This is a genomic window from Kineosporia sp. R_H_3 (assembly GCF_002198675.1).
Lineage (GTDB): Bacteria > Actinomycetota > Actinomycetes > Actinomycetales > Kineosporiaceae > R-H-3.
In genome coordinates this window covers 22,516-45,510 of the sequence record NZ_MWLL01000116.1, presented here as the reverse complement: position 1 = coordinate 45,510, position 22,995 = coordinate 22,516, and the positions used below count along the sequence as shown (strand labels likewise).

The window sequence follows — 22,995 nt, the reverse complement described above, 5'->3', positions numbered from 1 at the left end:
CCCCGCCGGTCCGCCCCTGCCGGCCTGGGCCTGGGCCGCGCTCGGGGTCGCGGTGACGCTGCTGGCGCTCGGCGTCGCGCAGGTCGTCGCCCTCCTCACCGGGGCCTCGACGGCGCCGCTCGTGGCCGTCGGCGACGCCTTCGTCGACCGGACACCCCCGTGGCTCAAGGACTTCGCCGTCGCGACCTTCGGGACGAACGACAAGGCGGTCCTCCTCGGTGGCGCGGCGGTCGTGCTCCTCGGGCTCGGGGCGCTCGCCGGGCTGCTCGCGCGCCGCCGTGCCGGGACGGCGTCCCAGGTCGTGCTCGGTCTCGGGGCCGTCGCGGCGCTCGCCGCCGCGACCCGGCCGGACGCCGGCGCGCTCGCCGTGCTGCCCAGCGTCCTCGGCGCGATCGTCGGCTCGGTCGCGCTCTCGGCGCTCGCCTCGCGGGCGCCGGGTGCCGGGGTCTCAGAGCCGGCCGGTTCGCCGCCATCCGGCAGTGCGCCGTCCGGCAGCGCCGACCGCAGGCGCTTCCTCCAGGTCCTCGGCGCCGTCGGTGCCGGGGGAGCGGCGGCGGTCGTCGTCGGCCGCGCGGTCTCGGCCCGGCTCGCCGGCGGGACGGCGTCCCGCGCGCAGGTCACGCTCCCGCGCCCGGCCGACCCGGCCCCGGCGCTGCCCGCCTCCGTCGAGGTCGGGGTCGACGGTGTCGTGCCGTTCCGGGTCCCGAACGCCGACTTCTACCGGATCGACACCGCGCTCGTCGTGCCCCAGGTGGACGCGACGTCGTGGACGCTGCGGATCCACGGGATGGTCGAGCGCGAGGTGACGCTCACGTACGACGAGCTCGTCGCGCAGCCGCTCGTCGAGCGCGACGTGACCCTCATGTGCGTCTCGAACGAGGTCGGCGGCGACCTCGTCGGCAACGCCCGCTGGCTCGGGCTGCCGATCAAGCCGTTGCTGGAGAAGGCCGGCGCGACCGCGGGGGCGGACATGGTGCTCTCGACGAGTGCCGACGGCTGGACCTGCTCGACGCCGCTCGACGTCCTGCTCGACGGCCGGGACGCGCTGCTGGCGGTCGGGATGAACGGCGAGCCGCTCCCGGTCGAGCACGGCTTCCCGGTGCGGATGGTCGTGCCGGGGCTCTACGGCTTCGTCAGTGCGACGAAGTGGGTCGTCGACCTCGAGGTGACCCGGTTCGCCGACGCGCAGGCCTACTGGACCCCGCGCGGCTGGTCGGAGAAGGCGCCGGTCAAGACCCAGTCCCGGATCGACGTCCCGGCCGCGGGGGCCGACGTCCGGGCCGGCACGGTGGCCGTGGCCGGTGTCGCGTGGGCGCAGCACCGCGGGATCGACGCGGTCGAGGTCCGGGTGGACGACGGCCCCTGGCAGCCCGCGAAGCTCGGCTCCGTGCCGAGCACGGACACCTGGCGGCAGTGGGTCCTCGCGTGGGACGCCACCCCCGGCCGGCACACGCTCGCCGTCCGGGCGACCGACGCGACCGGCACGCCGCAGACCGGGGATCAGGCGCCGCCCGCGCCCGACGGGGCGACCGGCTGGCACACGATCCAGGTCACGGTCACCTGACCCACTGACACCGGCAAAGAATTTCTGAGGTCCGACCCATCCGGGCCGGGGGCGGCGCCGAACAACCGGCGTGACCACGACGAGCACGACCCCCAGGGCGCCCCGGGCCGCCACCGCCGGACGGCGTGACGTCCGCGGCGCGCTCGCCGCGGCGGCCGCCGGGGTCGTCTCGGGCGCCCTGACCCTGGGCGTCGCCGACCTCGCCGCCGGCGTCGTCGCCCCGGGGGCGTCCCCGGTGCTCGCCGTCGGCCGGGCCGCGATCGACCTCGTCCCGGGGCCGCTCAAGGACTTCGCCGTGTCCACGTTCGGCGCCTACGACAAGGTCGTCCTGCTCGCGGGCATCGGCGCCGTCCTCGTCGCCGCGTCCGCCGTCGCCGGGCTGCTCGCCCGCCGTCGCCCGGCCGCCGGGCTCGCGCTCGTCGTGCTGCTCGGCGCGGCGGCGGTCGCCTCGGCGGTGACCCGGCCGGACGTCGACCCTGGCCTCGCGGGGATCCTGCGGGCCGCGGTCCCGACGGTGCTCGGGGTCGTCGCCGGGGGCGCCGCGCTCGTGCTGCTCGCCCGACGGGTGCGGAGCGCGCGCGCCGTCACCGGCGGGGCGTCGTCCGGCCTGCCTGCCGAGCTGCCTGCCGAGCTGCCTGCCGACCTGCCTGTCGCCGAACCGCCCGTCGCCGACCTGCCGCGCCGTCCGGTGCTCGGGAGCCTGCTCGCCGTCGGCGGCACCGCCGTCCTCGCCGGAGCGGGCGGCCGGGTGCTCGCCGCCCGCCGCGCGGCCGCCGTCCGCCCGTCGGACCTCGTGCTGCCCCGTCCCGCCGACCCGGCCGCAGCGCTCCCCGCGGCCGTCGAGGTCGACGTCCCCGGCGTGACGCCGTTCGTCACCGCGAACCGCGACTTCTACCGCGTCGACACCGCGCTCACCGTGCCCCGGGTCGACGCCGGCACCTGGCGGCTGCGGCTGCACGGGCTCGTGGAGCGCGAGGTGACGCTGAGCCTGGACGACGTCCTCGCCGAGCCGCTCGTCGAGCGGACCATGACCCTCACCTGCGTGTCGAACGAGGTCGGCGGCCGGCTCGCCGGGACCTCCCGCTGGCTCGGTCTGCCCCTGAAGTCGTTGCTGGAGAAGGCCGGCCCGCTGCCCGACGCCGACATGGTGCTCTCGACGAGCGCCGACGGGTTCACCGCCTCGACACCGCTCGCGGCGCTCCTCGACGGCCGGGACGCGCTCCTCGCCGTCGGCATGAACGGCTCGCCGCTGCCCGTCGACCACGGGTTCCCGGCCCGGATGATCGTCCCCGGCCTGTACGGGTATGTCAGTGCGACGAAGTGGGTCGTCGACCTCGAGGTGACCCGCTTCGACCGCGCCACCGCCTACTGGACCCGGCGCGGCTGGGCCGCCCAGGCCCCGGTCCGGACCTTCTCCCGGATCGACGTCCCCGCCTCGTTCGCGCAGGTCCCGGCCGGCCGGACGGCGGTCGCCGGGGTCGCGTGGGCGCAGCACCGCGGCGTCGACGCCGTCGAGGTCCGGGTCGACGGCGGGCCCTGGCAGCCCGCGACGCTCGGTGCCGTCCCCAGTCTCGACACCTGGCGGCAGTGGGTCTTCGCCTGGGACGCCGAACCCGGCCAGCACACCCTCGAGGTGCGCGCGACCGACGCCACGGGCGACCCCCAGCCGCAGACCCGCAGACCTCCGAGACCGGACGGCGCGACCGGCTGGCACTCGGTCGTCGTCCGGGTCGGCTGACCCATCCCTTCCGGCCACCGGCCGGAACCCGTTCCGCCCCATCGCGTGCACCCGCACGCGCCGACCACCCCTGCCCGGACCTCCCGGGCCGGGTCACCACGAAGAAGGGTCCGATCCCGATGCGCTCCTCCTCCCGCACCATGCGTCGCGCCGTCGTCCTGCCCGCGCTCGCCGTGTTCGCCCTCGGCACCGCGGCCTGCGGCGGCAGCTCGTCCGGCACGACGACGGAGACGGCCGCGGCCGCCCCGTCCTCGAGCGCGATGTCGCCGTCGATGACGGAGTCGCCGTCGATGTCGTCCTCGGCCGCCATGGCCGGCCCGGTGGGCCCCGGCTGCGCCGACTACGCGAAGGCCGTGCCGAGCGGCGCCGGCTCGGTGTCCGGCATGGCCCAGGACCCGGTCGCCACCGCGGCGTCGAACAACCCGCTCCTCACGACGCTCGTCTCGGCGGTCAGCGGCAAGCTCAACCCGAAGGTCAACCTCGTCGACACGCTCAACGGCGGCGAGTTCACGGTGTTCGCGCCGGTCGACGACGCCTTCAAGAAGGTGCCGGCGGCGACGATCGACAAGCTCAAGACGGACGACAAGCTCCTCACCTCGGTGCTCACGTACCACGTCGTCCCGGGCCGCCTCACGCCCGAGCAGGTCGTCGGCATGCAGAAGACCGTCGAGGGTGACTCGGTCGACGTCCAGGGCACGCCCGAGGCCCTGACCGTCAACGGCGCCAACGTGATCTGCGGCGGCGTCCAGACCGCCAACGCCACCGTCTACCTCATCGACGGGGTTCTCACCCCGAAGTCCTGATCATGTCGTCCCACCGCTGAACCCCGCGGCGCGCCGTCCCGAGANGTCCCGAGACGGCGCGCCGCGGACCTCGTAGGTGCCGCGAGAAACCGGGCGGTCGCACCCATCCAGGGCCCGACCCGCTCCGAACCCGCTGCAGTGCCGGGTCCGGCACCCCGCAGGACACCCCTGCGCCGGGGTGCGTCGCTGGGGCTGAGGGGCGCCCAGCGGCGCGTGCCCCCGTCCACCACCAGGTGGGCGGGGGCACACCCGTGCCCGGCGCCGTCTCTTGTGACGAACTGGGGTACGTCGGGGCTCGGCCGGGCGGGCGAGTGGGCGGACAGCGGGCGCGTGCTCAGCCGGCGACGGCGAGGCGTGTCGGGGTGCCCAGGGGGGGCAGGAGCAGGCGGTCGAGGGTTGAGCGGGTGGCGGCGACCGGGTCGGTGCCGTCGTGGCCCCACGCGTCGAGGGCCGCGCGGGCGACGCCGATGACGACGTTGGCGAGCACGCGCGCGTCGAGGCGGGCGGTGGCGTCGGTGGACCAGCGGTCGAGGAGGTGCTCCGCGGCGGCCTCCTCGTAGTCCCGGTCGGTGCGGGCGTCGAGGTCGCGGACGGCCGGGGACGTCACGACGAGGCGGCGCCGGCGCTGCCGGAACGACGACTCGGACTGCCGCCGGACCCCCTCGACGACGAGGTCGCACAGGTCGCGGACGGCGTCGCCGTCGTGGGGGAGCGCGGCGAGGCCGGTGCGGAACCAGGCGATGTTCGTGTCGTGGTCGGGGAAGACCGCCGCGGCCTTGGACCCGTAGTGGAGGAAGAACGTGCGGGGGCTGACGCCGGCCTCCCGGGCGATCTCCTCGACGGTCACGGCGTCGATGCCGCGCTCGAGGAAGGCGGCGAGGGCGGCCTCGGCGAGCACCTGCCGGGTGCGGGCGCGCTGCTCCTCGCGCCGGTTGGGTCGGGCCGCCACTGCGCACTCCTCCCGCCAGGGGATGCAGCGGCTGCACCGGAACGTTCCCGTGGCGGCGGTCGCGCGCCGGTGCAGCCGTGGGTCGAGTATCCGTGAAACGCCCTGCCTCGTCGAGACCGACCGCCGGAGCGTCGCTGCCGGGAGTCGGTCCCGTCAAGTGCTTGACGATGACCTCGATGACCCATTTCACTGCACTCACTGCACTGTTGTCGAGGCTGAGGTGGCCCGCGCGATGTTCGACGACCCGAACGCCTTCCAGCGTCTCGTCGAGGAGTTCTACCCGTACCGCGAGCGGTTCGAGACCTTCCGCCGGCTGCCGGAGAAGGGCCGTGACGCGCAGGAGGTGCTCGGTGAGCTGCGCTGGATGGCCGAGCGCGAGGACGAGCAGGGTCACGCCGGTCGCGTCTCCGGCTCGCTCTACCACGGGGACCCGGAGCACTACGCGTTCCTCACGGAGGCGTTCGGGCTCTTCGCGCACGCCAACGTGCTGCAGCGCGACATGTACCCGTCGGCGACGAAGTTCGAGGCGGAGATCGTCGCCATGGCCGCCGGGATGCTCGGCGCGCAGCCGGCGGGCGGCGTCTGCGGGGTCCTCACCGGCGGCGGGACGGAGTCCCTCACGACGCAGCTCCTCACCTACCGGGACCACGCGAAGGCCACCCGCGGGGTCACGGACCCGCAGGTCATCATCCCCGTGACCGGGCACTGCGCCCTCGACAAGGCGGCGCACTACTTCGGCGTCGAGCTCGTCAAGGCGCCGGTCGACGACGACTGGCGGGTGGACGTCGACTGGGTCCGCGCCCACGTCACCGACCGGACCGTCGCGCTCATGGGCTCGGCGGGCAACTACCCGCACGGCGTCGTCGACCCCATCGCCGAGCTCGGCGAGGTCGCGGCCGAGCACGGCATCGGGCTGCACGTCGACGCCTGTCTCGGCGGGTTCGTCCTGCCCTGGGCGCGGCGGCTCGGCTACGACGTCCCGCCGTTCGACTTCGCCGTCCCCGGCGTCACGTCGATCTCGGTCGACACCCACAAGTACGGCTTCGGTCTCAAGGGCACGAGCGTGCTCCTGTACCGCGACCGCGACCTGCGGCGGCACCAGTACTTCACCGCGGCCGACTGGCCGGGCGGCATCTACATCTCGCCGGGGATGGCGGGCAGCCGCTCGGGCGGGCTCATCGCCTCGACGTGGGCGGCGATGGTCACCCTGGGCGAGGAGGGCTACCTCGACGCCGCCCGGCAGATCCTCACGGCGGCCGACACGATGCGCGCCGGGGTCGAGGCCGTCGAGGGCCTCGAGCTCATCGGGCGCTCGCCGTTCATGGTGGCCTTCCGCAGCGGCGACCCCGACGTCGACGTCTACGTCGTCAACGACGAGCTCATCGCCCGCGGCTGGCGGCTCAACGGCATCCAGCTGCCGCCCGGCCTGCACTTCTGCGTGACCCGGCCGAACAGCGCGGACGGCGTCGTCGAGCAGTTCCTCGCCGACCTGCGGGAGGCCGTGGACGCCGCCCGCGGCCGGCCGGCCGGCTCCGCGCGCAGCGGTGCGCTCTACGGCCTCTCGGGCGCGGGCCCGGCCGGGGTGCAGGCCGCGGGACAGCTCCTGTCCGCCGCGCTCGACGCCTTCTACGAGCCGGCCCCGTGAGCGCGGCGGCGGGGGCGCCGGACGACGGGTCGCTCGTCCTCGTCGTCGACCTCGGGACGACGGCCCTCAAGGTCGGCGTCGTGTCCCTCACGGGGCGCGTCGTCCACGCCGAGGGCGTCGACCTCGACCTCCTGCTCGCCCCCGGCGGGGCCGCCACCCAGGACGCCCACCGGTGGTGGGAACTCGTCCTCGAGCTCGGCGCCCGCGCGGTCGCGGCGACCGCGGACGCCGGGCACGTCGTCGCGCTGACCGTCACCGGGCAGTGGTCCTCGACCGTCCCCGTCGCCGAGGACGGCACCCCGGTCGGGCCGTGCATCATGTGGCTCGACAGCCGGGGCGGCCCGGAGTCGGTGCGCCGGGTCGGCGGCCCGGTCGCCGGCTACGACCCGCGGGCCCTGCTCGCGTGGGTGCGCCGCAGCGGCGGTGCGCCCTCCCTGGACGGCGCCGACCCGCTCGGCCACCGCTGGTTCCTCGCCGCCGAGCAGCCCGCCGTGCACGCTGCGGCGCGCTGGCTCATGGAGCCGGTGGACTACATCGCCATGCGGTTGTCCGGCCGGGCCGCGGCGACCCAGGCGTCGATGATCGGCGTCTGGCTCACGGACAACCGGCGGCTCGACCCCGGCGGCTACGACCCCGGGCTCGTCCGGCGCTCCGGGGTCGACCCCGACAAGCTCCCGCCCCTGGTGCGCAACGGGTCCGTGCTCGGGCCGGTGCTCCCGGACGTCGCCCGCAGGCTGGGCGTGCCGCCGGGCGCGCACGTCGTCGCCGGTGTCGGGGACGCCCTGACGACCGCCCTCGGGTCCGGCGCCACGGACCTGTACGCGCCGCACGTGAGCCTCGGGACGACGTCCTGGGTCTCCTGCCACGTGCCGGCGAAGAAGACCGACGTCGTCCGGGCGTTCGCGTCGGTGCCGAGCACGCTGCCGGACCGTTACGTCGTCCTCAACAACCACGAGACGTCCGGCCGGTGCCTGCACTGGCTGCGCGGGCTCGTCGCCGGCCCCGACGACCCGCTCACCTACGCCGACCTCGACACCCTCGCGGCGCAGGCCGCACCGGGCGCCGGCGGGGTCATCTTCACGCCGTGGCTCATGGGGGAGCGGACGCCGATCACCGACCGGGCGGCCCGCGGCGGCTTCCACAACGTCTCGCTCTCCACCGTGCGGGCCGACCTCGTGCGGGCCGTCCTCGAGGGCGTCGCCTACAACGACCGCTGGAGCTTCGACATCCTCGAGAAGTTCACCGGACGTCGGCTCGGCGCGGTCCGGATGGTCGGCGGCGGCGCCCGGTCCGACCTGTGGTGCCAGATCCACGCCGACGTCTTCGACCGGGCCGTCGAGCAGGTCGAGGACCCGGACGCCGCGACCCTGCGCGGGGCAGCCTTCAACGCCGGCATCGCGCTCGGCCGGGTGCGCGTCGAGGACCTGCCGGACCTCACCCCGGTGCGCGCGACGTACGTGCCCGACCCGCAGCGGGTCGCGACGTACGCCCGGCTCTACGCCGAGTTCCCGGGCCTCTACACGCGCCAGAAGAAGATGTTCGCCCGCCTCAACGGGGCCGCGTCGTGACCGGCCACGGCGGGGCCGCGACGGCACGGCTGCCCCGGTTCCCCGACGGGTTCGTCTGGGGTGCCGCGACGGCGTCGTACCAGATCGAGGGCGCCGTGGCCGAGGACGGCCGGGGCCCGTCGGTCTGGGACACGTTCTGCCGCACCGAGGGGCGGGTCCGGGACGGCGACACCGGGGACGTCGCGTGCGACCACTACCACCGCTGGCCGCAGGACGTCGACCTGCTCGCGGGCCTCGGGCTCACCGGCTACCGGTTCTCCGTCGCGTGGCCGCGGGTCGTCCCGACCGGGTCCGGCGCCGTCAACGAGGCCGGCCTCGCGTTCTACGACCGGCTCGTCGACGCGTTGCTGGACAAGGGGATCACCCCGCTGCCCACGCTCTTCCACTGGGACCTGCCGCAGCCGCTCGAGAACGCCGGCGGCTGGCTCTCGCGGGACACCGCCCACCGGTTCGGCGACTACGCGGCGGTCGTCGCGGACCGGCTCGGGGACCGGGTGCCGCGCTGGGTGACCCTCAACGAGCCGTTCATCCACATGGCGCTCGGGTACGCGTTCGGCAGCCACGCCCCCGGCCGGGCCCTGCTCCTCGACGCGCTGCCCGCCGGCCACCACCAGCTCCTCGCCCACGGCCTGGCCGCCGAGGCGTTGCGCAGCAGCGGGTCCGCGACGGGCCGGCGGCCCGAGGTGCTCCTCACGAACAACCTCACCCCCGTCGCGCCGGCCTCCGACGACCCGGCCGACGCCGCGGCCGCAGCCGTGTACGACGCGCTGCACAACCGGTTCTTCACCGACCCCGTGCTGCTCGGCCGCTACCCGGACCTGTCCGCGGTCGGACTGCCCGAGATGCCGCCGTGGGTGCTGGACGGCGACCTCGCGACGATCTCGGGCCGCGGCCACCACCTCGACGGCCTCGGCGTGAACTACTACAACCCGACGCACGTCGCGGCCGCGCCCGACGGGCCGCTCCCGTTCGCCCCGGTCCGCGTCGAGGCCCCGACCCGCACCGGTTTCGACTGGCCGGTCCTGCCCGGCGGCCTGCACGACCTGCTCACCGGCCTGCAGGCCCGGTACGGGCGTGCACTGCCCCCGGTGTGGGTCACCGAGAACGGCTGCTCCTACCCGGACGTCGTCGCCCCGGACGGTGCCGTGCACGACCCCGAGCGGATCGCCTTCCTCGACGGGCACCTGCGGGCCCTGCACGCCGCGATCGCCGACGGGGTCGACGTCCGCGGGTACTACGTGTGGTCGCTGCTGGACAACTTCGAGTGGGCCGACGGGTACAGCCAGCGGTTCGGCCTCGTGCACGTCGACTTCGAGACCCTCGTGCGGACGCCGAAGGACTCCTACGCGTGGCTGCGCGACGAGGTCGCCGCCCAGCGCGGGCCGCTGCCGTGAGCACCCCGGCGCCGGGCGCCGCGACCACGGGCGGGACGCCGTCCGCCCTCGCCGAGCCGACCGCCCGCGTCGGCGCCCGGTGGACGACGCTCGTCGCCCTCGCCAACCTCGGGCTCTGGATGGGTTACTTCGGCCCGCTCCAGGTGCTGCTCCCCAACCAGGCGCAGGCGATCGACCCCGCGGGGAAGACGACGTTCCTCGCCGTCGCGACCGGGGCCGGTGCGCTCGTCGCCGTCGTCGTCAACCCGGTCGCCGGCGCGCTGTCCGACCGGACGACGAGCCGGTTCGGCCGCCGCCGGCCGTGGGCGCTCGGCGGTGCGCTGCTCGGCGCCGCCGGGCTCGCCGCGCTCGCCGGCGGGACGACGCTGCTCGCCGTCGTCATCGGCTGGTGCGTCGCGCAGGCCGGGCTGAACCTGCTGCAGGCGGCGGTGACAGCCGTCGTCCCGGACCAGGTGCCCGTCGTCCAGCGTGCGACGGTGTCGGGGTGGATCAGCGTGCCGCAGTCGTTGGGCGTGGTCCTGGGCGTCCTCGTCGTCGCGCTGCTCGTCACGGGCAACGCCCCGGGCTACCTCGTGACCGCCGCCCTCGTCGTCGCGCTGACTCTGCCGTTCGTGCTGCTCTCACCCGACCCGCGGCTGCACCCGGCCGACCGCCCGGCGTGGTCCTGGCGCGCGTTCCTGCGCCGCTTCTGGCTGAGCCCGCGCGCGCACCCCGACTTCGCGTGGGCGTTCGCGACGCGCTTCCTCGTGCAGCTCGGCAACGCGCTCGCGACCCTGTACCTGCTCTACTACCTGCGCGACGAGGTGCGCTACGAGCAGCTGTTCCCCGGCGCGAAGGCCGAGGACGGCCTGTTCCTCGTCATCCTCGTCTACGTCGCCGTCACCGTCGTCGCGACCGTCGTCGGCGGCGTCGTCTCGGACCGCAGCGGACGCCGGAAGCGCTCGGTCGTCGTCTCCGGGCTCGTCATGGCGGTGCCCGGTGTCACCCTCGCGTTCTGGCCGACGTGGCCGGTCGTCCTGGGCTCCGCGGCGGTTCTCGGCCTCGGGTTCGGCGTGTACATGTCCGTCGACCAGGCGCTCGTCACCCAGGTGCTGCCGACCGCGGCGGACCGGGGCCGCGACCTCGGGATCATCAACATCGCGAACTCCGCGCCGCAGGTGCTCGGCCCGGTCGTCGCGGCACCGCTGGTGTCGACGTTCGGCGGCTACCCGACGCTGTACCTCGCGGTCGCGGTCGTGACCGTCGCCGGCTCGGTGCTCGTGCACAAGATCAAGGGCGTGCCCTGACGGGCAGGGCCGTGGTGCGGAAGGCGGGACTCGAACCCGCACGCCCGAAGGCACAGGAACCTAAATCCTGCGTGGCTGCCAGTTACACCACTCCCGCGAGGAGGCCAGAGTAGGCGATCGGACGCAGCCCTGCGGCGGCCGGACGTCAGCGTCGACGGGGAAGAGCCGACAGGTCGATGTCCAGCGGTACCGGGCTCAGGACGGTGAGCCGGTGCGGGCCGCGTGCTGCTTCCTCGTACTCGCCGTCCACGAGGACGAACGCCCTCGACGCCTCCGGATCGGCCAGGTCGAGAACCCAGTAGGTCCCGATGCGGGCGTCTGCGTACTCGACCGGCTTCATGACCCGGTCCGTGCGGCCGGTGCCCGGGGACACGATCTCGACCGCGAGTGCCACGTCTGACGCGAGAACCCTGGACGGGTTGCTGTCCAGCAGCGTCGTCGGCAGCACGACGACATCCGGTGCGCGAACGGTCGGCGGGAAGGCGGCGTCGACGAGTACCTCGACATCAGGCGCAGCGAGCAGGTGCGTCGGAAGCTGCCGGTTCAGCTCTGCGGCGAGGTTCGCCATCGCGACCTGGTGCTGGACGGTCGGACGTGGCACCACCTGGACGACCCCTTCGACGAGTTCGAGTCGTCGAGAGCTCTCCACGGGGACGTCGTCCCACTCGGCGAGCGTCAGGAGATGGTCCGGCCACAGTGCACTCATGCGGCGTGCTCCTCCCTTGCGGACGACGGCCCCCACCGCCGTCTGCAGTGTAGGGCCGGGGTCCGTCAGATCCCGAGCGCCTTGCGCAGGGCCGCGACGTGCCCGGTGGCCTTGACGTTGTAGCGCGCGTACTCGACGACGCCCTCGGGGTCGACGACGACGGTCGAGCGGATGACGCCGACGACCTTCTTGCCGTAGAGCGACTTCTCGCCCCAGGCGCCCCAGGCCTCCATCGTCGCGTGCGAGGGGTCGGAGAGCAGCGGGAAGGTCAGGCCGTCGCGCTCGACGAACTTCTGGAGCTTCTCGGGCTTGTCGGGGGAGACCCCGAGCACGGCGTAGCCCTGGGCCGCCAGCGCGTCGAGGGAGTCGCGGAAGTCGCACGCCTGCTTCGTGCACCCGGGCGTCATCGCCGCCGGGTAGAAGTAGACGACGACGTGCTTGCCGCGCAGGTCCGCGAGGGAGACGGTCGAGCCGTCCGCGGCGGGCAGGGTGAGGTCCGGGGCCTTCTCACCGACGGCGACCTGGGGCACGACAGCTCCTCGGGGGACGTGTTGCCGGACCGGCTGGTTGTCGGACCGACGGGGACGACGGACAGGGGCGGCGCCATCGTAGGCGCCGCCCCTGCTCGATGCAGCCGGTGGATCGGGGTGGGTCAGGTGGAGCAGGTGGAGCAGGGGGGTCAGGCGCCGGCCCAGATCTTGGCGTAGATGTCCCGGTACCCCGAGGCGGGGTCGAAGACGTCACCGGTCGGCGCGTTCGCCTTGGTGACCAGGCCCGGCTTGGCGACGAACGTGGACGCCGCCTCGCCGGCGACCGCCCGGTTGAGCTCGTCGACGAGCTGCCAGCCCTGCAGGAGCAGCGGCTCGGCGACGGTCGCCGCCTGGTAGTCACCGGTCCGGATCCGCTGGAACTCCGCGGCGTCGCCGTCACCGGCGGCCACCGACTTGGGCGGGCCGTCACCGGGCTTGCCGGCGTCCTTGAGCGCGGCCCGGGCCCCGCCGAAGTAGTTGCCGTTGATCGCGAGCAGGTACGTCAGCTTGTCGCCGTGCTTCTGGAGCAGCCCCGAGATGACGCCGGGCATCCGGGAGTCCGCCTCGGCGATCGGCGAGTCCTGGTACTCGAGCACCGTGCACGTCGTGCACTTCTCGATCTCGGCCTTGATCGCGTCGGCCTTCGCCACCGCGATCTCGTACTGGCTGTCGGTGAAGATCGCGACGCCGGCCTTGCCGTCGGAGTCGGCGATGGCGAACTTCGCCGCGATCGCCGAGACCTCGAGCGGGTCGGTCGTGACGTTCGTGAAGAGCCCGTTCGCGGTGTCCGGGCCCGGGGCGGCGCCTGCGTGCCAGCCGACGACGGGGATCTTCAGGTCCGTCGCCTGCTTGATGACCGACGCCTGCTCCTTGGCGTCGAAGCCGCCGAGCACGATGCCGGCCGGCTTGGACGCCAGCGCCTGGTTGAGGGCGTCGGTCCGGCCCTGGGCGGAGGCCTTGCCGTCGATGACGGTGACCTTCCACCCGATCTTGGCCGCGGCCTCCTTGACGCCCTCGCCGACGGCGTTGACGCCGCCGTTGGTGAGGTCGGCCGCGACGTAGACGATCGTCGAGCCCGCCTTCTGGGCCTTGGGGCCGGTGGACGGCGGCGTGAAGCCCTCCTTCGCGGCGAGGCTCGCCTCGACGAAGGCCTTGGCGTCGGCGACGACCGAGTCGCTCGCGGCGGGCGCCGAGGACGACGCACCGGCGGCGGGCGCGGACGACGAGGCGTCCCCGCTGCCGACCGACGCGCTGCCGCACGCGGTGAGCAGGAACCCGGCGGCGGCGACGACCGCCACGCGACTGCGAGCAGCGGTTCTCATGTGGTGCTCCCTTCGGGTTGCTGGACGGGCGCCGTCGCCTCGTCCGCAGCGGCGTCGTCCGTGGCCCTCCCGGGGGCAAGGGCGGCGCCGTCACCGGCGGGTGCCGGTGTGTCGGTGGCCTGGTGCCGTTCGGCGCTCGCCAGCCGTCGACGGCTCGCCAGGCTCGCGATGGTGATCGCGGCGACGAGCGTCAGGCCGTTGAACAGCGGCTCCAGGTAGAAGCGGCCGGGCAGCAGCTGCTGCAGGCCGGAGATGCCGAGCGTCGTGATGACGACGCCGAGCACGGTGCCCCACGCGTTGACCCGGCCCGGCCGGATCGTCGTGGAGCCGAGGAACGCCGCGGCGAGCGCGGGCAGCAGGAACTCCGGGCCGATGTTCGCCTGGACGACGCCGCCCTGGCGGGCCGAGAGCAGGATCCCGGCGACGGCGGCGAGCACGCCGGAGGTGACCATCGCGCCGACGACGTACGACCGCCGCCGGACGCCGATGAGCTCGGCGGCCTTCGGGTTCGCCCCGACGGCGTAGAGGTAGCGGCCGATCGGCGAGAACTCCAGGACCACCCAGAGCGCGACCGCGAGGGCGAGGGCGATGATGAACGGCCCCGGCACCGGGCCGACCGACCACGTCGCGAGCGCGTCGAACGCCTGCGCCCGCTTGCCGTCGGTGTCGGTGATCTGGCGGCCGCCGGTGTGCCAGTAGGTGATCGCGTTGATGACCTGCCCGGTGGCGAGCGTCGCGATGAACGCGTCGACCTGGGCGAGCTCGACGAGCAGGGCGTTGACCGCCCCGACGACGGCGCCGCCGAGGAGCACGAGCACGATCGTCAGCCGGTAGTCCATGCCCTGGATCTGCCACGACAGCGCCATGACCTGCCACAGGCCCACCGCGTAGCCGACCGACAGGTCGATCTTGCCCGCGACCATGGGCACGCTCACGGCGAGCGCGAGGACGAGCAGCACCGCCTTGCCGGCCGCGAGCAGCCGGAAGTTCAGCAGGGTCGGGAACGTGTCGGGCCGCAGCACGCTGAAGAAGATCGCGAGCGCGACGGTGAGCACGACCATGCCGTGGACCGTGAGCACGCGGCGGCTCAGCGCCGTCCCCGCCCGTGGTTCGAGCGCCGTCGACTTGACGGACGTGTGCAGCGTCATGACCGGACCTCCTCGTCCGTGGTGCTGGTCGTCGGGCTGTTCGTCGTGCCGGTCGTCGTGCCGGGCAGGGGGGCGGGCGGCAGGCCGGAGGCGGCCGCGACGAGGCCGGCGACGGTGAGGTCGTCGCCGGCGAGCTCGGCGGTGACCCGGCCGCGGCCGAAGACGAGCGCCCGGTGGCAGATCGCCGCGACCTCCTCGACGTCCGTGGAGACGACGACCGCCGCGGTGCCCTGCTCGCCGGCCTCGCGCAGGAGGGCGTAGATGTCGGCCTTGGCGCCGACGTCGACGCCCATGGTCGGCTCCTCGAGGACGACGACCTTGCGGCCGACGCCGAACCAGCGGGCGAGGACGACCTTCTGCTGGTTGCCGCCGGAGAGGGTGTCCGCGGCGACCTCCGGGTCGCCGGGCCGGACGCCGAAGCGCGCCACGAGCTCGCGCGCGCGGACACGCTCGGCGCGCTGGGTCGACAGCGACCGCAGCCGCCGGCCCCAGACCCCGGGGTTGAGGAAGAGGTTCTCCCGCACCGAGAGCCCGGCGGCGATGCCCTCGGTCTCCCGGTTCGACGTCGCGAAGCCGACGCCGTCGACGACGGCGTCGGTCGTGGAGCGCGGCGCGAACGGGGTGCCGTCCAGCCGCATCCGGCCGCCGGTCACCGAGGTGGCGCCGGCGATCGCGCGGCCGACCTCGGTCTGGCCGGCGCCGCGCAGGCCGACGAGGCCGACGACCTCGCCCTGCCGGACGGTGAGGTCGACCGGGCCGACGTCCCCGGCGACGAGCCCGTCGAGCTCGAGCCGGACGGCGCTGCCGACCTTGCCGGGGCTCACCGCCCGCGTGCTGCGGCCGACGATGAGCTCGACGAGCCGGGCCGGCGGCACCTCGGCGACGGGGGCGTCGCCGACCTTCACCCCGTTGCGCATGACGACGACCGAGTCGGCGATGTCGTAGACCTCGTCGAGGCGGTGCGACACGTAGATCATCCCGACGCCGCCGGTGGCGAGCTCCCGGACGACGTCGAACAGGCGCTGCACGTCCGCCGCCGGCAGGCTCGCGGTCGGCTCGTCGAGGACGAGGAGCGCGGGTTCGGTGACGAGGGCGCGGGCGATGGCGACGAGCGCCTTCTCGGTGCGCGGGAGGTCGAACATCCGTGTCGACGGGTCGATCCCGCCGCCGACGAGCGCGAGCGCCTTCGTCGCCTGGGCGTCGACCGCGGCCCAGTCGACGAGGCCGCGCGAGCCGCCGCCGCGGCGCGGGAAGCCCAGGGAGAGGGCCATGTTCTCGCCGACCGTCATCCAGTCGACGAGGCCGAGGTCCTGGTGGATGAAGGAGATCCGGTGGCGGACCCCGGGGTCCTCGAGGTCCTGGCCCCCGAGCAGGACGCGGCCGCCGTCCTTCTTGTAGACGCCCGCGAGCATCTTGATGAGCGTCGACTTGCCGGCGCCGTTCTCCCCGAGGAGCGCGACGATCCGGCCTGCCTCGAGCGTGAACGACACGTCGTCGACGACCCGGTTGCCGTGGAACGACTTCACGAGGCCCTGGACCTCGAGCAGGGCGCTCACGACGTGGCTCCTGCGACGAGGCCCGACCCCGTGCCCGGGACCGCGGGCGTGCCCGGGACCGGCGTCGGCGCCGGCCGGCCGGCGAGCACCTCGGCGACGTTGCGTGCTGCGAGGTCCACCATCGCGGCCCGGGTCGCCTCGGTCGCGGAGCCGACGTGCGGCAGGACGACGAGCCGGGACTCGGCGAAGAGCCGGTCCGCCGGGTCGCTGCGCGGCTCGCGCTCCATGACGTCGAGCCCGGCCGAGTGGATCGTGCCGGCCGCGAGCGCCTCGAGGAGGGCGTCCTCGTCGACGACCCCGCCGCGGGCGGTGTTGACGAGCGTGGCGGTCGGCTTCATCGCCGCCAGGAAGTCGCGCCCGACGAGGCCGCGGGTGCCCGGGGTGAGCGGGACGTGGACGCTGACGACGTCGCTCGTCGCGACGAGCTCGTCCATGGACACGGCGCGGGACAGCCCGCCGCCGTCCGGGCGCGCCGGGTCGACGTGGACGACGTCCATCGCGAACCCCCGGGCCCGGCGGGCGACCGCCTGGCCGATCTGCCCGAAGCCGAGCAGCCCGAGCCGCGCGCCGTGGACGTCCATGCCGAGCAGGTCGCCCATCCGGAAGGTGCGCCACGCCCCGGCGTGCAGGGTCTCGGCCGCGACCCGGAGCCGGCGACGGGCCATGAGGATCAGCGCGAAGGCGAGGTCGGCGGTCGTCTCGGCGAGCACGGACGGCGTGTGGGTCGCGACGACGCCGCGGGCGGCGACCGCCTCGAGGTCGACCGCGTCGTAGCCCATCGAGGCGAGCGCGACGACCCGCAGCTGGGGTCCGGCGGCGTCGAGCAGGGCGGCGTCGATCCGGTCGGTGCCCAGGGCCAGCAGCCCGGACGCGCTGGCGACGAGGGCGGCGAGCTCATCGGCGGTCGGCGGGGTGTCGGTCGGCCAGGAGCGGACCTCGGCGGCCGCGGCCAGGCCCGCCACCGCGGTGCCGGGGAGGTCGCCCCGGCTCACGGCGACGAGCGGGCGCGGGCTCGCGGTGTCGGCCATGGTCATCATCCGTCCTTCGTCACGTCGTTGTGCGGTACGTGTTCAGCCTGTGGGACAACGTTCGGTTCGCTGGATGCAGCTGTCGCAGGGGGTCGGTCGGGGGAGCGGTCTACAGCCGGGCGAGCGAGGAGAGCTGCCGTGCGAGGTCGGTGAGGTCGCGCACGAGCGCCTCCCGCAGGTCGGTGGTCATCCGGGCGGTGAGCAGGGTCGTGCTCACCGCGGTGGGCGGGTCGGACATGCCGGGGACGGCGACCCCGAGGCACGTGACGCCCTCGGTGTTCTGCTCGTCGTCGACGGCGTAGCCGCGGGCCCGGGTGGCCGTGAGGTCGGCGCGCAGCGACTCCACGGTCCGGTGCGAGCGGGGGGTGAGGACCGGCATCTCGTCGACGAGACCGAGCCGGGCCTCCAGCTGGTCCTCCGGCAGGCTCGCGAGCATCGCCTTGCCGAGGGCCGTGACGACGGCGGGCAGCCGCCGTCCGACGTCGCTCGCCAGGCGCACCGGCTGGGTGCCGTCGTGCCGGGCGAGGTACAGCACGTCCGGCCCGTCGAGGACGGCGAGCAGCACCGTCTCCTGGTGGCCGGTGGGGAGCGCGTCGGTGAGCCGGCGGAACTCCGCGACGAGGTCGGTCCCGGCGAGGAAGCCCTGGCCGAGCTCGACGACCTTGTAGCCGAGGGCCCAGCGGGAGTCGGTCCGCCGGACCATCCCGCCGCCCTCGAGCGCGACGCACAGGTTGAGCACCGTGGACTTCGCGAGGTCGAGCCGGCGGGCCAGCTCGGTGAGCGCGAGCGGGCTGCCGCTGCGCGCGAGCTCCTCGAGGAGGGCGACGGCACGGGTCACGGCGGGCGCGGGGGAGTCGACCGAGCGCAGGGAGCGGACGTCAGGCACGGCAGTCATGGTGTCGCACCCCCGGCCGTGTCGTCGTCGAGGTCGTCGGTCAGGTCGAGCAGCACCTTGCCCGAGCGTCGTGGGTCGCCCGCGAGCTCGAGCGCCTCGGCGGCCCGCGCGAGCGGCAGGACGTGCGTGACGACCGGACCGGTGACGAGCGAGCCGTCGGCGAGCGCCGCGAGGACGTCGTGGATCTCGTGGTCGAACCGGAAGGTGCCGACGAGCTCGATCTCCCGGGTCACCACGAGGTTGCCGGGGAACGGGACGTCGCCGGGCGGGAGCAGCCCGAGGGTCACGACCCGGCCGCTGCGGCGGACGGCGCGCACGCACGTCCCGAGCCCGGCCGGGCTGCCGGACGACTCGATCGCGACGTCGACCTCGAGCGCGGCGAGCGCCTCGTCAGGGGTGCGGCCGTCGACGGCCGGGGCGTCCGGGCCGACGACGACGGTCGTCGTGGCCCCGACGGCGGCCGCCCGGGCCAGCGGCTCCGCGGCGACGTCCGTGACGACGACCTCGGCCGCGCCGGCGCGGTGCAGCGCGGCGACGACGAGGGCCCCGATCGGGCCGGCGCCGGTGACGAGCACCCGGGCGCCGCGGACGTCGCCGGCCCGGGTGACCGCGTGCCAGGCGACCGAGGCGGGCTCGGTGACCGCGGCGTCGAGGAGCGAGAGCCCGTCGGGCAGTGCGACGGCCTGGTCGGCGGGGACGACGAGGACGTCGACGAGACCGCCCTGGACGTGCGGCAGGTGCGCGGCGCTGCCGAGGTAGCGGACGGCGCGGCAGACGTTGCGCCGTCCCGACCGGCACTCCGGGCAGGTGCCGCACGGCGTCGCCGGGTGGACGGCGACCGGCGTGCCCGGTGCGGGCGCCCCCGTGGCGCCCGGCCCGACGGAGAGCACCGTGCCGACGACCTCGTGCCCGAGGGTCAGCGGCTCACGCAGGTAGAAGTCGCCGACCCGGCCGTGCCGCCAGTAGTGCAGGTCGGAGCCGCAGACGCCGCCGTAGGCGATGCGGACGGCGACCTGGCCCGGGCCGGGGACCGGCGCCGGGTGCTCCTCGACGCGGACGTCGCCGGCGCCGTGGGCGACGAGGGCGCGGACGGTCCGGGTGCTGCTCGGCGGGGCCACTCAGACCACCGCCGTCATGCCGCCGTCGACGTGCACGACCTGCCCGTTGACGAAGTCGGACGCTCCGGACGCGAGCCACAGCAGCGTCCCGACGAGCTCCTCGGGACGCCCCCAGCGGCGGGCCGGGGTGCGGCCCCTGACCCAGGCGTCGAACTCGGGGTCGTTGACGAGCGCCGAGGTGAGCACGGTGTCGAAGTAGCCGGGGGCGATCGCGTTGGCCTGGACGCCGGACGGCCCCCACTCGGCGCACATCGTCCGGGTGAGCATCGCGATGCCGCCCTTGCTCGCGGCGTAGGGGGCGATGCCGGGGCGGGCGAGCCGGGCCTGCACCGAGGCGATGTTGACGATCTTGCCGGCGCCGCGCGCGAGCATCCCGCGGGCGACGGCCCGGGCGACGAGGAACGGCCCGGTGAGGTTCGCGGCGAGCACCCGGTTCCAGTCGGCCACGTCGAGGTCGAGCATCGGGACCCGGTGCTGCACCCCGGCGTTGTTCACGAGGACGCCGATCGGCCCGACGGTGCTCTCGACGCCGGCGACCGCGGCGGCGACCGCCGCGTCGTCGGTGACGTCGAACGCCGACGCGTGCACGGTGGCACCGGTGGCGGCGGCGAGGCCCGTGCGGGCGGCCTCGAGGGCCTCGCCGTCGCGGGCGTTGAGGACGACGGTGGCCCCGGCGCGGGCGAGGCCCTCGGCGAGCGCCGCACCGATGCCGCGGCTGCTGCCCGTCACGAGCGCGACGGTGCCGGTGAGGTCGAACGGGTTGCTGGTCATGAGACGGCTCCGGCGTCCGTGGCGGGGCGGGGCGCGGCGGTGGCCCCGGCGAGCGCTGCGAGGCCGTCCGGGGCGAACAGCGTCACGAGGGCCGCGTGGTCGGCGTCCGGCATGGTCGCCGCGAGGGCGGTGGCGTGCCCGCGGACGACGTCGGCGGCCGGCGTGGCGACGCCCGACGCGGCGGCGAGCTCGGCGACGATGCCGAGGTCCTTGGCGAACAGCGACACGGCGCCGACGGTGCGGAAGTCGGCGCGGATCATCCGGTCGCCGGCGAGGTCGAGGACCGGGGAGGCCGCGTACCCGCCGAGCAGCGCGGTCCGGACGAGCGCCGGGTCGACCCCGTTGGCGGCGGCGAGCGCGAGCGCCTCGGCGACGGCCTCGATCGTGCACGCGACGACGAGCTGGTTGGCGGCCTTGGTGACCTGCCCGGCGCCCGGGCCGCCGCAGTGCACGACGGTGCCTGCGAACAGGTCGAGGACCGGGCGGGCGGCGGCGAGGTCCGCGGCGTCCCCGCCCGCCATGACGGACAGGGTGCCGCGGCCGATCGCGGACGGGCCGCCGCTCACCGGGGCGTCGAGCGCGCCGTGGCCGAGGGCGGCGAGGTCGGCGTGCAGCGAGCGCGCGTCGGCGGGCGAGCAGGTGCTCGTGTCGACGAGCAGCAGGCGGCGTCCGGCGGGCAGGCCCGCGAGCAGCCCGGTCGGGCCTTCGACGACGGCGCGCACCTGCGGCCCGGCGGTGACCGCGACGAGGACGACGACCGGGGCCGGGGCCGGGGTGCGGTCCGCCACCGTGGCGGCGACCTCGGCGGGGGTGTCGACGAGCGTCGTGCGGGCGGTGCCGGCGACGGCGTCCCGGGAGGACCGCGAGCGGCTCGTCGCGACGACGTCGGCGCCCTGCCCGGTGACCCGGTGCAGGGTGGCGGCGCCCATGACGCCGAGGCCGACGAGGCCGACGGGGCCGGCGGGGCCGGTGACGGCCGGGGTCGCGGTGCCGGTCATGACGTCCCCGCGAGGAGGTCGGTCGGCGAGCAGCCGCGGGTCCGGGTGTCGATCCGGTACAGCCCCGCCGTCGCGGCGACGAACAGCGTCGAGCGGTCCGGGCCGCCGAAGCAGACGTTGCCGACCTTCTGCGGGACCGGGACGGCGCCGAGCCGCACGCCGTCCGGTGCGAAGACCTGGACGGCGTCCTCGCTCGAGGTCCAGACGTTGCCGTGGACGTCGACCCGGAACCCGTCGGCGACCCCGGGGGAGACCTCGGCGAACGTCCTGCCGTTCTTGGCGTAGCGGCCGTGGACGACGTCGTAGACGCGGATGTGGTGGTTCGCGGCGAGGAAGTGCCCCAGGCCCGCGGCGACCGCGGTGTCGGCGACGTAGAGCAGCGACTCGTCGGGCGAGAACGCGAGCCCGTTGGGCTCCTCGACGTCGACGACGACGGGGGTCACCTCGCCGGTCGCCGGGTCGAACCGGAAGACGTGGTGGTCGCCGTACTCCCGCGTCCCGGGGTGGCCCTCGTGCGCCTGGATGATCCCGTAGGCGGGGTCGGTGAACCAGATCGTGCCGTCGGACTTCACGACGACGTCGTTGGGGGAGTTGAAGCGGACCGGGCCGGCGGGGGAGGTCCAGCGGTCGACGAGGACGTGCGTCGTGCCGTCCGGCTCGGTGCGCTCGATGCCGCGCCGGCCGTGCGAGCAGGCGACGACCCGGCCCTGCAGGTCGAGGGTGCGGCCGTTGGTGAACTCGACGTCGGTGCGGTGCACCGTGACCTCGCCGCCGGCCGCGTCCCAGCGCAGGATCCGGTTGCCGGGGATGTCGGACCACAGGACGGCGTCCTCGTCCGGCAGGTACACCGGGCCCTCGGACCAGGCGGCGTCCCCGCCGAGCCACTGCGCGGTGACATCCGCGTCGACGAGGTCGAGCATGCGGGGGTCGTCGACGACGACAGCCCCGGATCCGTTCTCGTGCAGCGTGTCGCTCGTGGTGTCGCTCATGAGTGGCCTCCCGACGGCAGCAGGGACGCGTCGAAGAATCCCATGAGCGCCGCGCTGTCGGCGTCTCCGTGCCCCTGTGCCACGAGCCAACGGTTGAGCTCGCACACCAGTGACGTGAGCGGCAGCGGGACGCCGACGCCGCGGCCGTGGTCGCGCGCGGTGTCGAGGTCCTTGACCATGTTGGCGATCCGGCCCGTCGGGGTGAGGTCGCCGGTCGCGAACTTGACGAAGAACTCCTGGAGCAGGGCGGAGTCCGCGCGGCCGCCGGTCAGCGCGCCGAGCACGTCCGCGGGCCGCAGGCCCTCGGCGCGCACGAGCGCGGCCGCCTCGGCGATCGCGGAGAACGCCGCCCCGACGAGCACCTGGTTGACGAGCTTGACGACCTGGCCGCTGCCGGCCGGCCCGAGGTGGGTGACCCGGGCCGCGAGGCGGTCGAGGACGACGCGGGCACGGTCGACGTCCGCCTCGGCGCCGCCGACCATGAGGGCGAGCCGGCCCTCGGCCGCTGCCGGGGCGCCACCGGAGAGCGGGGCGTCGACCCAGGCGGCGCCGCGGGCCGCCGCGGCGGCGGCGAGGTCGCGGGTCGACACCGGGTCGATGCTCGACATGTCGACGACGAGCAGCGGGGCCGCGCCGGCGGGGCGGGCGGCGGCGAGCAGACCACCGTCGCCGAGGACGACCTCGCGGACGACGGCGGCGGTGTTCAGCGAGAGGACGACGACGTCGCAGGCCGCGGCCAGGGCGGCGAGGTCCGCGCAGTCGGCCGCACCGGCGGACACCAGGGCGGCGCGGGCGTCGGTGCGGACGTCGTGGACGGCGACGGCGAGGCCCCCGGCGAGCAGGCGCCGGGCGATGGCGGACCCCATGACGCCGAGACCGACGACACCGACCGGTGCGGCGTCGTCCGCCATGCCGCCACCTCCGTCGCCCTCGACCAGCACCGCTCCGGGCTGTGCCAGATATGGAACGCCGTTCAGCCTGTGGAAC

At 75.2% G+C, this 22,995-nt stretch carries 20 protein-coding genes and 1 tRNA gene; 7 read left to right on the top strand and 14 right to left on the bottom strand.

The genetic code is table 11. From position 1 onward, the window contains the following. Positions 1-16 precede the first annotated feature (16 nt). The 3 genes from ECOMGDLI_RS11440 (at position 17) to ECOMGDLI_RS11430 (ending at position 4,105) form a co-directional block, all read left to right on the top strand. Positions 17-1,564: a molybdopterin-dependent oxidoreductase gene (locus tag ECOMGDLI_RS11440; protein ID WP_088316990.1), complete on the top strand. Its 1,548-nt coding sequence runs from the start codon at positions 17-19 to the stop codon at positions 1,562-1,564. 70 nt (positions 1,565-1,634) lie between these two features. Further along, the gene (locus tag ECOMGDLI_RS11435; RefSeq protein ID WP_088316959.1) at positions 1,635-3,302 is read left to right on the top strand and encodes a molybdopterin-dependent oxidoreductase; all 1,668 of its coding nucleotides are present in this window, start codon (positions 1,635-1,637) and stop codon (positions 3,300-3,302) included. 119 nt (positions 3,303-3,421) lie between these two features. Continuing rightward, complete coding sequence (locus ECOMGDLI_RS11430; protein ID WP_088316958.1) at positions 3,422-4,105, top strand: fasciclin domain-containing protein; 684 nt, start codon at positions 3,422-3,424, stop codon at positions 4,103-4,105. A 334-nt stretch (positions 4,106-4,439) separates the two neighbouring features. Here the strand turns inward: ECOMGDLI_RS11430 and ECOMGDLI_RS33795 are convergent, their stop codons facing one another. Then, positions 4,440-5,054, bottom strand: coding sequence for a TetR/AcrR family transcriptional regulator (locus ECOMGDLI_RS33795; RefSeq protein ID WP_143447657.1), 615 nt, complete (start codon positions 5,052-5,054; stop codon positions 4,440-4,442). Between the two features lie 232 nt (positions 5,055-5,286). On the opposite strand from ECOMGDLI_RS33795, the gene ECOMGDLI_RS11420 reads away from it, so the two are divergent. Genes ECOMGDLI_RS11420 through ECOMGDLI_RS11405 form a run of 4 tightly spaced genes read left to right on the top strand, consistent with a single transcriptional unit; the run spans position 5,287 to position 10,947 of the window. Further along, positions 5,287-6,699, top strand: coding sequence for an aminotransferase class V-fold PLP-dependent enzyme (locus tag ECOMGDLI_RS11420; protein WP_158220977.1), 1,413 nt, complete (start codon positions 5,287-5,289; stop codon positions 6,697-6,699). Further along, positions 6,696-8,267 (top strand): FGGY-family carbohydrate kinase, encoded by a 1,572-nt coding sequence (locus ECOMGDLI_RS11415; RefSeq protein WP_088316955.1) that lies wholly within the window; start codon positions 6,696-6,698, stop codon positions 8,265-8,267. The genes ECOMGDLI_RS11420 and ECOMGDLI_RS11415 overlap by 4 nt, the downstream gene beginning before the upstream one ends. Beyond that, entirely contained in the window at positions 8,264-9,661 is a 1,398-nt protein-coding gene (locus ECOMGDLI_RS11410) for a GH1 family beta-glucosidase (RefSeq protein WP_233153413.1), read from the top strand. The genes ECOMGDLI_RS11415 and ECOMGDLI_RS11410 overlap by 4 nt, the downstream gene beginning before the upstream one ends. Further along, a complete protein-coding gene (locus tag ECOMGDLI_RS11405; protein WP_198954772.1) occupies positions 9,658-10,947 on the top strand; it encodes an MFS transporter in 1,290 nt (429 codons plus the stop codon). Before ECOMGDLI_RS11410 ends, ECOMGDLI_RS11405 begins: the two co-directional genes overlap by 4 nt. A 12-nt stretch (positions 10,948-10,959) precedes the next feature. Here the strand turns inward: ECOMGDLI_RS11405 and ECOMGDLI_RS11400 are convergent. The 13 genes from ECOMGDLI_RS11400 to ECOMGDLI_RS11340 form a co-directional block, all read right to left on the bottom strand. After that, positions 10,960-11,044, bottom strand: a tRNA-Leu gene (locus ECOMGDLI_RS11400). A 48-nt stretch (positions 11,045-11,092) separates the two neighbouring features. After that, a complete protein-coding gene (locus ECOMGDLI_RS11395) occupies positions 11,093-11,653 on the bottom strand; it encodes a Uma2 family endonuclease (protein ID WP_088316954.1) in 561 nt (186 codons plus the stop codon). 65 nt (positions 11,654-11,718) lie between these two features. Next, positions 11,719-12,183, bottom strand: a complete 465-nt coding sequence (gene bcp, locus ECOMGDLI_RS11390) for a thioredoxin-dependent thiol peroxidase (protein ID WP_088316953.1) — start codon at positions 12,181-12,183, stop codon at positions 11,719-11,721. Positions 12,184-12,332: 149 nt separating this feature from the next. Further along, positions 12,333-13,505 carry a substrate-binding domain-containing protein gene (locus ECOMGDLI_RS11385; protein WP_088316952.1) on the bottom strand — a complete coding sequence of 391 codons (1,173 nt, stop codon included), beginning with the start codon at positions 13,503-13,505 and terminating at the stop codon, positions 12,333-12,335. Further along, positions 13,502-14,653, bottom strand: coding sequence for an ABC transporter permease (locus ECOMGDLI_RS11380; RefSeq protein WP_088316951.1), 1,152 nt, complete (start codon positions 14,651-14,653; stop codon positions 13,502-13,504). The genes ECOMGDLI_RS11385 and ECOMGDLI_RS11380 overlap by 4 nt, the downstream gene beginning before the upstream one ends. Beyond that, positions 14,650-16,209, bottom strand: a complete 1,560-nt coding sequence (locus ECOMGDLI_RS11375) for a sugar ABC transporter ATP-binding protein (protein WP_088316950.1) — start codon at positions 16,207-16,209, stop codon at positions 14,650-14,652. Before ECOMGDLI_RS11375 ends, ECOMGDLI_RS11380 begins: the two co-directional genes overlap by 4 nt. Continuing rightward, on the bottom strand, positions 16,206-17,237 hold the full coding sequence (locus ECOMGDLI_RS11370; protein WP_088316987.1) for a D-glycerate dehydrogenase: 1,032 nt from the start codon (positions 17,235-17,237) through the stop codon (positions 16,206-16,208). The genes ECOMGDLI_RS11375 and ECOMGDLI_RS11370 overlap by 4 nt, the downstream gene beginning before the upstream one ends. A gap of 109 nt (positions 17,238-17,346) precedes the next feature. Beyond that, positions 17,347-18,132 carry an IclR family transcriptional regulator gene (locus ECOMGDLI_RS11365; RefSeq protein ID WP_088316949.1) on the bottom strand — a complete coding sequence of 262 codons (786 nt, stop codon included), beginning with the start codon at positions 18,130-18,132 and terminating at the stop codon, positions 17,347-17,349. Next, positions 18,129-19,250 (bottom strand): L-idonate 5-dehydrogenase, encoded by a 1,122-nt coding sequence (locus tag ECOMGDLI_RS11360; RefSeq protein WP_088316948.1) that lies wholly within the window; start codon positions 19,248-19,250, stop codon positions 18,129-18,131. Before ECOMGDLI_RS11360 ends, ECOMGDLI_RS11365 begins: the two co-directional genes overlap by 4 nt. Then, positions 19,251-20,021 (bottom strand): SDR family oxidoreductase, encoded by a 771-nt coding sequence (locus ECOMGDLI_RS11355; RefSeq protein WP_088316947.1) that lies wholly within the window; start codon positions 20,019-20,021, stop codon positions 19,251-19,253. It abuts the gene before it with no gap. After that, on the bottom strand, positions 20,018-21,019 hold the full coding sequence (locus ECOMGDLI_RS11350) for an NAD(P)-dependent oxidoreductase (protein WP_088316946.1): 1,002 nt from the start codon (positions 21,017-21,019) through the stop codon (positions 20,018-20,020). The genes ECOMGDLI_RS11355 and ECOMGDLI_RS11350 overlap by 4 nt, the downstream gene beginning before the upstream one ends. Next, entirely contained in the window at positions 21,016-22,008 is a 993-nt protein-coding gene (locus ECOMGDLI_RS11345) for an SMP-30/gluconolactonase/LRE family protein (RefSeq protein ID WP_233153412.1), read from the bottom strand. The genes ECOMGDLI_RS11350 and ECOMGDLI_RS11345 overlap by 4 nt, the downstream gene beginning before the upstream one ends. Continuing rightward, positions 22,005-22,919 carry an NAD(P)-dependent oxidoreductase gene (locus tag ECOMGDLI_RS11340; RefSeq protein ID WP_088316945.1) on the bottom strand — a complete coding sequence of 305 codons (915 nt, stop codon included), beginning with the start codon at positions 22,917-22,919 and terminating at the stop codon, positions 22,005-22,007. Before ECOMGDLI_RS11340 ends, ECOMGDLI_RS11345 begins: the two co-directional genes overlap by 4 nt. Between the last annotated feature and the right edge of the window lie 76 nt (positions 22,920-22,995).

Bases quoted from the DNA above. Each gene is read 5' to 3' on its own strand.
- ECOMGDLI_RS11430 (WP_088316958.1), top strand. From the start codon at position 3,422: ATGCGCTCCTCCTCCCGCACCATGCGTCGCGCCGTCGTCCTGCCCGCG.
- ECOMGDLI_RS11420 (WP_158220977.1), top strand. From the start codon at position 5,287: ATGTTCGACGACCCGAACGCCTTCCAGCGTCTCGTCGAGGAGTTCTAC.
- ECOMGDLI_RS11395 (WP_088316954.1), bottom strand. From the start codon at position 11,653: ATGAGTGCACTGTGGCCGGACCATCTCCTGACGCTCGCCGAGTGGGAC.
- ECOMGDLI_RS11385 (WP_088316952.1), bottom strand. From the start codon at position 13,505: ATGAGAACCGCTGCTCGCAGTCGCGTGGCGGTCGTCGCCGCCGCCGGG.
- ECOMGDLI_RS11380 (WP_088316951.1), bottom strand. From the start codon at position 14,653: ATGACGCTGCACACGTCCGTCAAGTCGACGGCGCTCGAACCACGGGCG.
- ECOMGDLI_RS11370 (WP_088316987.1), bottom strand. From the start codon at position 17,237: ATGGCCGACACCGCGAGCCCGCGCCCGCTCGTCGCCGTGAGCCGGGGC.
- ECOMGDLI_RS11365 (WP_088316949.1), bottom strand. From the start codon at position 18,132: ATGACTGCCGTGCCTGACGTCCGCTCCCTGCGCTCGGTCGACTCCCCC.
- ECOMGDLI_RS11355 (WP_088316947.1), bottom strand. From the start codon at position 20,021: ATGACCAGCAACCCGTTCGACCTCACCGGCACCGTCGCGCTCGTGACG.
- ECOMGDLI_RS11350 (WP_088316946.1), bottom strand. From the start codon at position 21,019: ATGACCGGCACCGCGACCCCGGCCGTCACCGGCCCCGCCGGCCCCGTC.
- ECOMGDLI_RS11345 (WP_233153412.1), bottom strand. From the start codon at position 22,008: ATGAGCGACACCACGAGCGACACGCTGCACGAGAACGGATCCGGGGCT.
- ECOMGDLI_RS11340 (WP_088316945.1), bottom strand. From the start codon at position 22,919: ATGGCGGACGACGCCGCACCGGTCGGTGTCGTCGGTCTCGGCGTCATG.